Origin of the sequence: Bacillus cereus group sp. Bc061 (assembly GCF_027715825.1) — a bacterium.
GTDB classification, from domain to species: Bacteria; Bacillota; Bacilli; order Bacillales; family Bacillaceae_G; genus Bacillus_A; species Bacillus_A paranthracis.
Genome location: NZ_JAQFTZ010000018.1, coordinates 1 through 12,362, shown reverse-complemented (window position 1 = coordinate 12,362; position 12,362 = coordinate 1). Strand labels below are relative to the sequence as shown.

The window sequence follows — 12,362 nt, the reverse complement described above, 5'->3', positions numbered from 1 at the left end:
AAGCGGAGGTGATGCATATATATAGATGCGTTAAGTTGTTTTTTGCATATTGTATAAATGAAAAGGAGGTAAGACGGTGAAAGCTATACCGACTGATGTCCTGAGTAAAGAATTGATGGAAAGAGAAGGCGTTATATCTATTACAGTAAAGGAATTTGAAAAAATCGAAGTAGCTGGAGTAGTAGTCGCTGGTCCCGCGGTTATTTTGATTAATCAAGATTAAGTACATAGTATTGAAATAAAAAGTATCCTAGATGGATGCTTTTTATTTGTGTAGAAGAAAGAATATGGTGGATAATTGCCTTACTGGAGGGAGAGTATGTGGCAATTATTATAACGATGTTAGTAATGGGGATTTTATTAGGGTTTGTTGGAGCTGGGGGAGCCGGGTTTATTATCGCGATACTCACTTTAGTATTCCATATTCCTATTCACGTTGCACTTGCAACGTCTTTAACTGCTATGGCATTTACGACATTATCTGGGGTTATAAGTCATTATCGTGAAGGAAATGTAGTACTTACTATAGGCGGGATTGTTGGGGGATGTGGAGCGCTTGGTTCTTATATCGGTTCAAAAATTGGTTCACTTATACCGGGACATCTTCTTCATTGGTTTACAGCTGGGATGCTATTTTTATCTGCAATTTTTATGTTTATTAAATTAATTAAGTTTCAAAATAGGGAAGAGTTACTTTTAGCAGAGATTAAAGATTTTTCGAAAGAGAACATAATGAAATGTATATGTCTTGGATTAGTCACTGGAATGATGGCTGGTTCATTTGGGATTGGTTCTGCACCATTTATTCAACTTGGATTAATGGTTCTATTAGGATTGACGATTCAGCAATCTGTAGGAACAACAATGCTTGTTATATTGCCCATTGCGATTGGGGGTGGGTTAGGGTATAGTTCAGAAGGGTATCTAGATTATATATTATTATTGCAAGTATTAATTGGGACGATGCTAGGAGCTTATATCGGTGCGAAGTTTACAAATTATGCACCACGTATGCTTTTGAAGTTTTCAATGATTATGACACCAGTTTTCGCTGGATGTATGTTATTAATGGGATAAAAATAATATAGCAAACTAATATGTTTTACGAATGAATTATGTAAGTAATTCATATTTCCCATATAAAAGGATTTGCTTTAATATAATGAGTGTAAAGTTCGAGTATTCGAAGTACTACTTGAATTATATCCCTATCCCTTTTCTAAAAATGCGAACAAGTTTTGCCCTATTCTATTCAATATTTAATTGTATAGAAATATATTGTTCGATGACCATTATGGAACGTACATAATGGAACGTACATAATGGGAAAATCCCGATCCTTAAAGAGGATGCCCCTAATCTTCATGTGAAAATATGATCGGATATGAAAGCTGACCAATTTATGGTCAGCTTTCTTTTTGTTCAAAAACTATTTCTTCTTTAATTTCAGTTTGTAATAATAAAGCTTTTCCGAAACGACGTTTACATTCTGCACGCACTTTTTCAATGGCTAGTAGCTGAGTAGTAGCAGGAACTGTGACGATAGCTTGGCGAGGTTTTCGATTTTCTTCACAAAAGACACATTCCACAACATATTTAAAAATCATGCTTTCATCCTTCCGTTTTTAATTTCTAAGAAGGAACTGCCTATGAAGTTGATGTAAAATTTCGTCATTGTTTTCCTTTTTTCCTCTTTTTTCAAGGAGAAAATACAAAAGGAGACGAATAGTAGTACGGGAGGGGTGTATATGGAAAGATGGATAGGTTGCGCAGCAGTATGTGTAAATGAAAGAAATGAAGTTTTAATGGTATTACAAGGACAAAAGGATGAAGAAAAAAGGTGGTCCGTCCCAAGTGGAGGACTTGAAAAAGGAGAAACATTAGAGGAATGTTGTATCCGAGAGGTTTGGGAAGAAACAGGCTACAATGTGGAAGTTGTAAGTAAAATATACGAAAAAGAAGCGATTACATATGGGGTTCCTGTATACGTTCATTATTATGTCGTAAAAAGAATAGGCGGTAGTATGAAAATCCAAGATCCTGATGAGTTAATACATGAAATTGCTTGGAAGAGGATAGATGAAATGAAGGAATTAACGTTATCTTTCCCGGAGGATTATGAGATTTTAAACAAATACATAAATAAAAAAGCAAGTGTGTAAACACTTGCTTTTTCAATGTATCCACGATAAGAAAAGCGGAACGATAACTAAACTAGCTCCTGCAGTTAAAAGCATAGATAAACTTGCAATCGTTCCTTCTACAGGGCCGATTTCGAATGCTTTTGATGTACCAGTTCCATTTGCGCTCGTTCCTAACATAATACCTTTTGCAATTGCTGTTTTAATACGGCATATACGAATGAGAGAAGGTCCGAGCAATGCTCCTGTTAACGCAGTTAAAACAACAAATACTGCTGTTAATTGTGACATACCACCAATCATTTCTGAAATGGCCATTGCAATTGGCGTCGTTACAATATGAGGTGCTAAACTATGTTCTAACGATGAATCAATTTGAAAATAATTTGCTAGTAGTGCTGAAGTAATAACTGATAGAAACGAACCGACAATGACATTAAGTAAAATAGCCATTCCATGTTTCTTAAGTAAATCAAAGTATTTATAGATTGGCCATGCAAAAGCAACTGTTGCAGGTTTTAATAATTCTGTTAACCAGTGGCCTCCAGTTTCATACGTTTCATAAGATGTGTCTAGTCCGAGTAATAACGCGATTAAAATAATAGGACATACGAGAAGAGGAGAAAGTAAGCTCCAATTCCAGCGTTGATACATTTTCTTCGATATCCAATATGTGAATAGTGTTAATAGTAAACAAAGAAAGCCGATCATTGCACGGATCCTTTCCGCTTTAGTAGCAATTCTGTTAAGAGTCCTGTAACGAGAGTGACACAAAGCGTACTAATCATAATAATTAAGATGAGATCGATTCCATATTGTGATAGTGTATCTTTGTAGCGTATGACAGCGACTGCAGAAGGAATGAAAAATAAAATAAGTTCTTTTAATAAAAAGTCTGCACCGTCTTGTATCCACTCTTTTTTCACTAGGTTAAATTTTAATGAGATTAATAATAAAAAAATACCGATAATACTTCCTGGAACTGGGAGGTGTGCCTGTTTTGCAATCCATTCACCTGTCCAAGCGAAACAAAATAATAGTAAAATTTGTCCGCTTAATTTCCACCATTTCATACAGTAACCACCTCTTTCTTTTTTTACATAAAAATTGTAAAAAAGAATTAACAATTTCTACTATACGTTCATTCGAAAAATTTGTCTAATATATAAATTATATGTTATTAATATATTAGACGTATTAATTGAAATGGAAAAGGGTGTCCAAAATGGAATTACGGCATTTGCAATATTTTGTTGTAGTGGCAGAGGAGTTACACTTTGGACGAGCGGCTGCTCGTTTACAAATGACACAACCACCGCTTAGTCAACAAATTCAGCAATTAGAAAAAGAAATGGGAGTTATGTTATTTTCAAGAACGAAGAGAAAGGTTGAATTAACAGAAGCTGGAGAAATGTTTTTGAAAGAAGTAAAAAAAGCGTTTGAACAAATTGAAAAAGCTGTAGAAATTGCACAAAGTGCCCAAAGGGGAGAAGTGGGCTCACTTTCAATTGGTTTTGTAGGTGCGGCGATATATGATATTTTACCATCTATCGTAAGGGAGTATAGAAAGAAATTTCCGAGGGTATCTGTTGCATTACATGAATTATCTACTCCAGATCAAGTGCATGCACTTCATGATAATCGAATTGATATTGGATTTTTGCGTCCACCAATCCCAACACAATTATTAGAGTTAGAGCCAATACAAAAACTATCTTGTACTTTATGTTTACCGAAGGCTCATCCACTTGCAGAGAAAGATGAAATACATATAGAAGATTTACGGGATGAACCGTTTGTATTTATTACGAGACCAGTATGGCCAGCGTTATACGATACAATTTTATCACTTTGCCGCGACGTCGGGTTTAGTCCGCGTATCGTACAAGAAGCGACGGAATATCAAACAGTTATGGGACTTGTAGCAGCAGGGATTGGAATTACAGTAATACCGGTATCGGCAAATAAATTATATAAAACGGAAGTTGTATATAAAGAGCTATATGATTCTAATTTTGTTGCAGAAATGTCAGTCGCTTACAAAAAAATGAATAGCAATCCAGAGCTTTTAGAGTTTTTAAAAATTGCAAGAGAGAAGAAAAGAATAGAAGTTGAGGATGAGATTAATTAAGTTGTTGAAAAATACACCTCGTTAAACACTAAAGCGGAAATGTAATTGCATTTCCGCTTTAGTGTTTTTTTAGTTCTATACGAAAGAGATAAACATGTTCATTTTTGTTTTCTAGGACTAAAGACTTAGAGAAAATTCCGATTGTAGTGCGATGTTTAAAATGTCATATTTTTATACACTAGTAGTATAGAATGCGTATGTAATAAGGTAGGGGAAGAATTTTATGTCTTTATGTCGGTTAGCGAGAAAAAATATAAGAACATTTGCTACCAAAAGGATGAAGCAATTTATGTGGATTGCTATGAGTATTATGATTTTGTTTTTTATGATATCGCTACAATTTAATGAAGTAGTTGCTGGGGAATTAGGGACTACATTTTTATTTCAAATGTGTTTTTACACGTTGTTTATCGTAGTCATTTTCATATGTACGTTTATTACATATAAAATGACTTATTCTCTTCTGCAAGCGAGGAAAGAAGAAATTAAATCTTATGTAGCAGAGAATAGGAAGAGAAATGATGTACTATGTTTATTATGTCAGGAGCAATTATTTATTTATGGAGCAGCGTTTGTTTTTGGATTAGTTAATGGGATGTTATTTTTAAAATTATTTACGATTATCTTTATGAAAATAACAGGAATACAAGGGATAAATAGTGCACCGATTACAATATATGCAATAGTAGTAGTGAGTATAATTATGATTGTTATTCTTCTATTATCGATGGTGCAATGTATTCGATTTGTTCAAAGTTTACAAGATGAAAATTCATTTCAGTTTAAAGAAAAGGTATGAGAAATCATGCCTTTTTCCATTTTACACATAAAAATAATCATGTTACAGTGTAAAGACCTGACAAAGAATGGGAAGGAAAGGTTGTATAGCATGACAAATGAACAATCGATTGTAAAGGTTGAGCGGTTAACGAAGCGAATCGGTTCAAAGACACTTGTAGAAAATATTAGTTTCGAAGTTAAAAAAGGTGAAGTAGTTGGTTTGCTTGGACCAAATGGTGCTGGAAAAACGACTTTAATGAGAATGATGGTCGGCATGATTCGTATGACAGAGGGCGAAGTTTGGATTGATGGTCAATCTGTAAAACAGCAATTTGAAAGTACTGCCTCGAAAATTGGAGCGGTAATTGAGACACCGGAATTTTATCCGTTTTTGAGTGGCTATGAGAATTTAACATATTTCGGACGCATGAATGGTAACGTTACAGAAGAACGTATCGATGAAGTAGTGAAACTGCTAGGTATGGGACAAGTCATTGATCGCAAAGTAAAAGCATATTCACTCGGCATGAGACAACGTTTAGGAATTGCCCAAGCGCTTATTCATGATCCAGATGTATTAATATTAGACGAACCAACGAATGGATTAGACCCTAGTGGAATACATGAAATGAGAATGTACATAAAGAAAATTGCACATGAACAAGGAAAAGCGGTACTGGTATCTAGTCACTTACTTTCGGAAGTTGAATTAATGTGTGATAGAGTTATCATTATTCAGCACGGAGAATATGTCGCGACGCAAAATATTCAGCATAATCAAAGTGAAGAGATGGAGACAATCCGTATACGCGTAGATGATGCGAATAAAGCGGCAGAAATGTTAGACCAAGATGTTTTAATAAAAGGTAATGATTTACTTATTCATGTAAAAGATGAAGAAATCCCAAATGTTATTCGTACATTGCTTGAGAAAAACATTCAAGTGTATCGTGTATATGAAGAGAGAAAAACGTTAGAAGAGCAATTTTTAGAATTAACAGGGGGAAAAGATATTGTTTAATTTAGTGTATAACGAATTGTATAAAATATTTAAGCGAAAGCGAACGATTATTCCATTTGCAGTTATTGCAGTATTAATAATCGGATTAGGATGGGTTACTGTAAAGTATTTGGAGCCGGAAACAAAAGGATGGAAAGCTGATTATACAGAACGAACTGTAGAAATTGAGAAAAAGCTAGGCATGGAAAAAGGAGCAATTTTAGCGGAACGATCTGGGGATGAGCTTGTAAAGGAATATCAGCTTAAGATGAAGCATTTAGATACAGATACAGCACCGGCAAGTAGTTCTCCAATTTCTTTCATGAGAGATACAGGCTTTATCGTATTTCCAATATTACTTCCGTTTATCCTCGTGTATGCAAGTACAATTTTTGCGAATGAATATAGCTGGGGAACATATAAATTTTTAACAATACGACCAGCGAGTCGCTTTAAAATTTTGACAGCTAAGTTTTTAGCAATTGTCATATTTGCAGCGTTATTGTTTATATTTAATATGATTTTTTCCATTTTATGTGGGCTTGTTATTTATAAATTCCAGCAGCCTGCATGGAGCGAGTTTATTTTCCAAGATGGAAATATTATAAAACAAAATATTTTTGTAGAAGCTAGTAAGTATTATATTTTATCGTGGTTGCCGACGATTGTGTACGCAGCGTTTGCATTTATGATTTCTGTGCTAACAAGATCTAGCGGAGGCGCGATTGGTATTTCACTATTTCTCGCTTTATCAGGAAACATCGCATTACTAGCAGCAACTAGATATGATTGGGCGAAATATTTATTGCCAGCAAACACAGATTTATATAGTATTGCAAAGAATGGAAGCTTTATTGATGGAGTAACGTTCCCGTTTGCATCATGTATGTTATTACTGTATTTATTTGTATTTTTAATCATTTCCTATACAGTATTTTTAAAACGTGATTTAACTTAAAAAAAGGAGCCGTTAAGCATTTCTTAACGGCTCCTTTTTTAGGAAAAATGTTTAAGTGCCCTTTCAGCTAACAAAGCGAAGTATTCTGCACTTATAGGTAACGCTCGCTCATCTACTGTAAAGCTTGGATGATGCCATTCATGTGTACCACTCGTTCCCATAAAGACGAATGATCCTGGTATGTGTTGTTGATAAAAAGAGAAATCTTCGCCAGCCATGGAAGGAGTAGGGGTAATCACGTCTAGTGACATTTCCTGTGCAGTTTGTGTACATAAATGAGTAAGACTTTCATCATTATGGACAGCAGGAGGACCTGAATGAAAATGGAATTCTGTTTTTACACCTAGTGCATCAGAAACGCCCTTAATGATACGTTCCATTAAGGCTGGAATTTTTTCGCGTGTTTCAGCTTGGAAAGTACGAACAGTACCTTCTAATATTGCTTTTTCAGGAATAACGTTCCACGTATTTCCTGAGTGGATGTTTGTGACACTAACGACGGCATTATGTGAAGAACTTATATTTCGGCTTACAATAGTTTGTAGTGCCATCACAATTTGAGAAGATGCGACAATAGGGTCTACCCCAGCATCTGGTACAGCTGCATGTGTACCAACTCCGTGAATTTCAATTTCAAATCGATCAACTCCGGCCATCAGTGGACCATCTTTAATACCGATTGTACCTACTGGTAAATCAGGTTTATTATGCATACCGAAAATAGCTTGTACACCACGTAAATGCCCGGCTTCGATGACGTTGCAAGCACCATTACTACTTTCTTCAGCTGGCTGGAATATAAAGCGTACAGTTCCGCTAAGAGAAGATTCTTTTTCTTTTAGCAAATAAGCAGCCCCTATAATAGCAGCTGTATGAAAATCATGCCCACAAGCGTGCATTTTTCCATGGATTTTTGAAGCGTAGGATAAATTTGTTTCTTCCTGAATAGGAAGGGCATCAATATCAGCACGGATTGCTATAAGCGGTCCGTTACGATTCCCCGAAATTTCAGCAATAACGCCCGTTTCTAAATTAGAATTTATAATCGTAATGTTTTTCTCTTCCAACCAATTCTTTATAGCTTTCGTCGTTTCAAATTCTTCGTATGATAGTTCTGGATGCTCATGTAAATTTCGACGAATAGAAATTAGCGTCTCAGTTAATTGCTCTAGATTTGCTGCCACTTATAATGCCTTCTTTCTTAAATAAAGTATTTACATTAAGTATACAATATTAAAAGAGAGGATTCTCAAATGAAAATCCCCTCTCGTTTATGCTGCCAATTTTTTGTGTGTATGATGTTTACGATAACGTCCACGCATTGCATAAGCAATTTGCGGGATTGCAATCCCGATTAAAATAAGTGATACACCGAACCATTGTGAAGATAGTACAGCTTCTTTTAAAACGAATACAGACATAATTGTTGTAACTGGTAGTTCCGCAGCGCCAAGAATAGTCGCTAAGCCAGAACCAATCTTTGGAATACCAATTGTAAAGGCGATAGAAGGAATGACGATACTGAATGTTCCTAAACCTAAACCGTATTTCCAAAGTCCTTCAGAAATTGCACCGTTAAAAATAAATGTTGGAGGGAATACGATCATTACTAAAGTTAAAGCACCAGCCATTAAAAGAACACCGCGTGGTAATGAAGGTACTTCAACAGCAACTTTTCCGCTCACGAAAATGTATGTTGCAAATGTAACAGCAGATAATAGGCCTAATATAATTCCAGTCGTATCGAAATCACCTGCTGATTTTTCTAGTAAACCACTTGATAAAAATGTACCTGCAAGTAAGAAAATAACAGAAATAACTTTTTCTCTTGAAGGTAAAGTTTTTGTTGCGACTGCTTCAATAATAATTCCGACCCAAACGAATTGGAATAAAAGTATAATGGCGATAGATGCTGGTACAGTTTTTAATGAAGCATAATAAAAAATTCCAGTGAAACTTGCAGATGTACCTGCAACGAATAAAATTAAAGCTTGTTTTAATGGAACACGATGTCTAGAAAATAGAAGTGTAATAGCAAGCAAAATAATCCAACCGAACAAATATTGGCTGCCAATTACCTCTCCAAGTGAAAATCCTTCTGCATATGCAAGTTTAACGAAAATAGCTAAAATTCCATAACTACACGCTCCTAATAAAACTAAAAGAGAATAACGAAGCATGAAATATTCCTCCCATCTATATGAAATTGTTCCGTAACGGACATATATAACTAGAGGGAAGTATACAAAATTAAAAATGAAGGGTCAAATAAAAGAAAAGTGTGACATTTTATAGAATAATAATAAAAGTATGATATTTATGCATAATCTTGAAATTAGTAATAATAGAAGTATTGTAAAATCAAGTTTGTATTGTATAAAGACAGCATTTGAAAAAAATATTTTTTAATCAATATGTATATAAACGTACGAATAACATGCTAATCATTTGAGAAACTATATTACCTTTGTTATGTTAATAACATTAGAGAGGTTTTGTAGTGTAATTGAGATTTTTCTATATAAATAGAAGGAAATGAAAACGTTTTTTCAGAAAAAGTGTGAAAGGGTAGTTTTTCTTATTATCACGTTGGAAAAGTGATTTCACGAATTGTTCATAGTATTTTTATATGTTTTTGCTACAATATGTAAGGAGAGGAGTGGAATAATGCAAGATATTAGTATTTTTTTAGCGTTTGGTGCTGGGTTTTTATCATTTATTTCCCCATGTTGCTTACCGCTTTATCCGGCATTTTTATCGTACATAACAGGTATGTCGGTTTCTGAGTTGAAAGAAGAAAATGCAATGCTTCGCAAAAGAAGTATGATACATACAGCGTTTTTCTTACTTGGATTTTCAATTATATTTATTGCAATTGGATTTGGTACAAGTTTTATTGGAGGCATCTTTACAAATTATAAAGATTTAATTAGACAGTTAGGTGGTATATTTATCATCGTGTTCGGTCTTATTATTGTCGGTGTGTTTAAGCCGAAGTTTTTAATGCAAGATCGTAAATTCACGTTTAAAAATCGTCCGAGTGGTTATTTTGGATCTGTTTTAATTGGGTTGGCATTTGCTGCAGGGTGGACGCCTTGTACAGGACCTATTTTAGTGTCTGTAATCGGATTAGCAGCAACAAATCCAGAATCAGCAATGATTTATATGATTGCATACATACTTGGATTCGCTATTCCGTTCTTCGTGCTATCATTCTTTATTACGAAAATGTCTTGGATTAAAAGAAATAGTATGAAGTTCATGAAAATCGGGGGATACATTATGATTATCATGGGTATCTTCTTATACTTTAACTGGATGACAAAAATTATCGTATATTTCTCAAGTTTATTTGGTGGTTTTACGGGTTTTTAGTATTATTCTGTGAAAATGTTGGAAATACTAACGGAAAAGCATATAATGAAAGTATATTTTGCATATAGCCACAAAAAAGGATGAGAAAATATGAACATAGTTGTTTTATCCAGTATCGTTGCTGTTTGTATGGCTGTTGGTGCGATGTTTATTCGTTTAAAAGCAGCTAAGAAACCTGCAACATTGAAAAAAATTATACTTCCACCATTTTTTATGAGTACGGGAGCGTTGATGTATGTTTTTCCTGAATTTCGATTAACTCCAGCAGAAATGTTAGAAGCAATTGGCGTCGGTTTGTTTTTCTCTATTTTTCTTATTAAAACATCTAAATTTGAAATTAGAGGACAAGAGATTTATTTGAAGCGTTCGAAAGCATTTGTCTTTATTTTAATCGGATTACTTGTCGTGCGTATTGTATTTAAAACATATTTAAGCCAATCGCTTGATTTAGGACAACTTAGTGGGATGTTCTTCTTGCTGGCATTTGCGATGATTGTGTCATGGAGAATTGCCATGTACCGTTCCTTTACAAAATTACAGAAGGAAATGGAAAAAGAAGATGGTTTTTATAATGAAAAAGATATGAAATTAACTTAAAAACTGTATATGTATAAAATAAAAAGACAGCGTTTTTTGACGCTGTCTTTTTATTTTATATTGCTAACATCTTCTATTCCAACCGCGCCGGATAAAACGTTCCCCATTAAAGAAACAATTTAAATTTGGTGAGACGAACGGACCGATAAACGGAATAATGTTTGGCTCTGAAGTTTCATCAACGAAAGTCGGTGGTTTAGTAGGATCTGGTCTGAGTGTATAGCGAATGCGGGCGGTATTTTGAATGAGACCATTTCGTGGCTCTGCTGTTACTTGAACGATAAAACGAACAACAACGGATTCACTTGGATTAACAGTATTGATAAGAATACCGATAGTTGGGCTAGTTCCGGGACGTGCTACTCCATTTACTGTTACTGAATTTGGATAGAAAGTAACTTCAGGAGGAAGTGGGTCGGTAATGAGTACGTTATTTACTGGGATGGTGCCATTGTTAGTAAAGGTAAGTGTATATGTGATGAAATCACCGAGATGGGCGCTATTTACATTTGCGGTCTTAATAAATGTGTTTGGCTCATTAGGGTTTACTTCTATCGTAATTGGTGGTGTTGTAGTCGTTGTTGTGATAGGTGGTCTAGTAGGGTCGGGTTGAGAAGTATACGTAATGGATGCGATATTTGTAATCATTCTATTAGCTGGAAGTGTAATAACCTGTACTTTGAATGAAATAGTTACGGATTCTGTTGGATTAAGAGTTCCGACTGGAATGCCTGTGGATGGATTTGCGTTTGGAACGGGAATGTTATTAATTGTGACACTATTTGGAACGAATGATGTGCCGACAGGAAGTGAGTCTGTAACAGAAATGTCAGTGACAGGAATCGTACCTTCATTTTGGAATGTGATAGTAAATGTAATCGTATCACCTACTGAAACGATGGATTTATCAGCGGTTTTTATCGGGTTAATAGTCCCAACGTTTACAGGAGTAATTGTAGTAGGTGTAGGCGTAGTAACGGATACAGGTGGTTTAGTAGGATCGGGTTGGTACTGGAAGGAAACGTTACCTTGGTTTTGAATTTCTCCGCTTGGTGGAATTGAAGTAACTAGGACACGGAAAGAAATCGTTGCGGATTCAGAAGGAGCAAGTGTTGAAATTGGGATGCCTGCTGATGGATTTGCAGTTGGTTGCGGCACGTTGTTAATTGTTACACTATTTTGGATGAACGAAGTACCGATAGGAATTGTATCAGTTACAAGTATATGATTAGCAGGAATGGTACCTGTATTTTGGAGAGAAATCGTATACGGTGCGAGACGTTCTCGAGTAAGTAATGCGGGAGCATAGGCGACAACGAGGACTATTCTTAATTGTAGAAACATCGAAAACAATAAAGAGTAGGATAACTGTTCAGGCGA

Annotated in this window: 15 protein-coding genes and 1 pseudogene; 10 read left to right on the top strand and 6 right to left on the bottom strand. The window is 35.1% G+C overall.

From position 1 onward, the window contains the following. Positions 1-76 precede the first annotated feature (76 nt). Positions 77-223: a BC1881 family protein gene (locus PDQ40_RS27145; protein WP_000644411.1), complete on the top strand. Its 147-nt coding sequence runs from the start codon at positions 77-79 to the stop codon at positions 221-223. 98 nt (positions 224-321) lie between these two features. Continuing rightward, the gene (locus PDQ40_RS27140) at positions 322-1,077 is read left to right on the top strand and encodes a sulfite exporter TauE/SafE family protein (protein ID WP_000974648.1); all 756 of its coding nucleotides are present in this window, start codon (positions 322-324) and stop codon (positions 1,075-1,077) included. A 329-nt stretch (positions 1,078-1,406) separates the two neighbouring features. On the opposite strand, the gene PDQ40_RS27135 is transcribed toward PDQ40_RS27140, so the two are convergent. Then, positions 1,407-1,607, bottom strand: a complete 201-nt coding sequence (locus PDQ40_RS27135) for a DUF3903 domain-containing protein (RefSeq protein WP_000576449.1) — start codon at positions 1,605-1,607, stop codon at positions 1,407-1,409. 141 nt (positions 1,608-1,748) lie between these two features. Between PDQ40_RS27135 and PDQ40_RS27130 the strand changes: the two genes are divergently transcribed. Then, positions 1,749-2,162: an NUDIX hydrolase gene (locus PDQ40_RS27130; RefSeq protein ID WP_000442963.1), complete on the top strand. Its 414-nt coding sequence runs from the start codon at positions 1,749-1,751 to the stop codon at positions 2,160-2,162. A gap of 12 nt (positions 2,163-2,174) precedes the next feature. On the opposite strand, the gene PDQ40_RS27125 is transcribed toward PDQ40_RS27130, so the two are convergent. Both PDQ40_RS27125 and PDQ40_RS27120 read right to left on the bottom strand, forming a co-directional pair. Continuing rightward, complete coding sequence (locus PDQ40_RS27125; RefSeq protein WP_000578958.1) at positions 2,175-2,852, bottom strand: LrgB family protein; 678 nt, start codon at positions 2,850-2,852, stop codon at positions 2,175-2,177. Continuing rightward, positions 2,849-3,214, bottom strand: coding sequence for a CidA/LrgA family holin-like protein (locus PDQ40_RS27120; RefSeq protein WP_000872364.1), 366 nt, complete (start codon positions 3,212-3,214; stop codon positions 2,849-2,851). The genes PDQ40_RS27125 and PDQ40_RS27120 overlap by 4 nt, the downstream gene beginning before the upstream one ends. Before the next feature lie 152 nt (positions 3,215-3,366). On the opposite strand from PDQ40_RS27120, the gene alsR reads away from it, so the two are divergent. The 4 genes from alsR (at position 3,367) to PDQ40_RS27100 (ending at position 7,010) form a co-directional block, all read left to right on the top strand. After that, positions 3,367-4,272, top strand: coding sequence for an acetoin biosynthesis transcriptional regulator AlsR (gene alsR / locus PDQ40_RS27115; protein ID WP_000423223.1), 906 nt, complete (start codon positions 3,367-3,369; stop codon positions 4,270-4,272). 223 nt (positions 4,273-4,495) lie between these two features. Beyond that, positions 4,496-5,071: an FtsX-like permease family protein gene (locus PDQ40_RS27110; RefSeq protein ID WP_270691754.1), complete on the top strand. Its 576-nt coding sequence runs from the start codon at positions 4,496-4,498 to the stop codon at positions 5,069-5,071. A gap of 90 nt (positions 5,072-5,161) precedes the next feature. Continuing rightward, positions 5,162-6,073 carry an ABC transporter ATP-binding protein gene (locus tag PDQ40_RS27105; RefSeq protein WP_000180642.1) on the top strand — a complete coding sequence of 304 codons (912 nt, stop codon included), beginning with the start codon at positions 5,162-5,164 and terminating at the stop codon, positions 6,071-6,073. Next, entirely contained in the window at positions 6,066-7,010 is a 945-nt protein-coding gene (locus tag PDQ40_RS27100; RefSeq protein WP_000482767.1) for an ABC transporter permease, read from the top strand. The genes PDQ40_RS27105 and PDQ40_RS27100 overlap by 8 nt, the downstream gene beginning before the upstream one ends. A gap of 38 nt (positions 7,011-7,048) precedes the next feature. Here the strand turns inward: PDQ40_RS27100 and PDQ40_RS27095 are convergent, their stop codons facing one another. Both PDQ40_RS27095 and PDQ40_RS27090 read right to left on the bottom strand, forming a co-directional pair. Further along, positions 7,049-8,194, bottom strand: coding sequence for a M20 peptidase aminoacylase family protein (locus PDQ40_RS27095; RefSeq protein WP_000729800.1), 1,146 nt, complete (start codon positions 8,192-8,194; stop codon positions 7,049-7,051). 87 nt (positions 8,195-8,281) lie between these two features. Then, the gene (locus PDQ40_RS27090; RefSeq protein WP_000947030.1) at positions 8,282-9,190 is read right to left on the bottom strand and encodes an EamA family transporter; all 909 of its coding nucleotides are present in this window, start codon (positions 9,188-9,190) and stop codon (positions 8,282-8,284) included. Between the two features lie 326 nt (positions 9,191-9,516). Here PDQ40_RS27090 and PDQ40_RS28160 point away from each other — a divergent pair. From PDQ40_RS28160 to PDQ40_RS27080, 3 genes and pseudogenes are all read left to right on the top strand, one after another. Further along, positions 9,517-9,661: pseudogene (locus PDQ40_RS28160) on the top strand (peptidase T). A 16-nt stretch (positions 9,662-9,677) separates the two neighbouring features. After that, positions 9,678-10,385, top strand: a complete 708-nt coding sequence (gene ccdA / locus PDQ40_RS27085) for a cytochrome c-type biogenesis protein CcdA (RefSeq protein WP_001152681.1) — start codon at positions 9,678-9,680, stop codon at positions 10,383-10,385. 90 nt (positions 10,386-10,475) lie between these two features. Next, positions 10,476-10,982 (top strand): CcdC family protein, encoded by a 507-nt coding sequence (locus PDQ40_RS27080; RefSeq protein ID WP_001028639.1) that lies wholly within the window; start codon positions 10,476-10,478, stop codon positions 10,980-10,982. 63 nt (positions 10,983-11,045) lie between these two features. Here the strand turns inward: PDQ40_RS27080 and PDQ40_RS27075 are convergent. After that, on the bottom strand, positions 11,046-12,362 hold a 1,317-nt coding region (locus PDQ40_RS27075; RefSeq protein WP_270691752.1), incomplete at its 5' end, for a hypothetical protein.

Bases quoted from the DNA above. Each gene is read 5' to 3' on its own strand.
- PDQ40_RS27120 (WP_000872364.1), bottom strand. From the start codon at position 3,214: ATGAAATGGTGGAAATTAAGCGGACAAATTTTACTATTATTTTGTTTC.
- PDQ40_RS27135 (WP_000576449.1), bottom strand. From the start codon at position 1,607: ATGATTTTTAAATATGTTGTGGAATGTGTCTTTTGTGAAGAAAATCGA.
- alsR (WP_000423223.1), top strand. From the start codon at position 3,367: ATGGAATTACGGCATTTGCAATATTTTGTTGTAGTGGCAGAGGAGTTA.
- PDQ40_RS27090 (WP_000947030.1), bottom strand. From the start codon at position 9,190: ATGCTTCGTTATTCTCTTTTAGTTTTATTAGGAGCGTGTAGTTATGGA.
- PDQ40_RS27080 (WP_001028639.1), top strand. From the start codon at position 10,476: ATGAACATAGTTGTTTTATCCAGTATCGTTGCTGTTTGTATGGCTGTT.
- PDQ40_RS27125 (WP_000578958.1), bottom strand. From the start codon at position 2,852: ATGATCGGCTTTCTTTGTTTACTATTAACACTATTCACATATTGGATA.
- PDQ40_RS27110 (WP_270691754.1), top strand. From the start codon at position 4,496: ATGTCTTTATGTCGGTTAGCGAGAAAAAATATAAGAACATTTGCTACC.
- ccdA (WP_001152681.1), top strand. From the start codon at position 9,678: ATGCAAGATATTAGTATTTTTTTAGCGTTTGGTGCTGGGTTTTTATCA.
- PDQ40_RS27130 (WP_000442963.1), top strand. From the start codon at position 1,749: ATGGAAAGATGGATAGGTTGCGCAGCAGTATGTGTAAATGAAAGAAAT.
- PDQ40_RS27105 (WP_000180642.1), top strand. From the start codon at position 5,162: ATGACAAATGAACAATCGATTGTAAAGGTTGAGCGGTTAACGAAGCGA.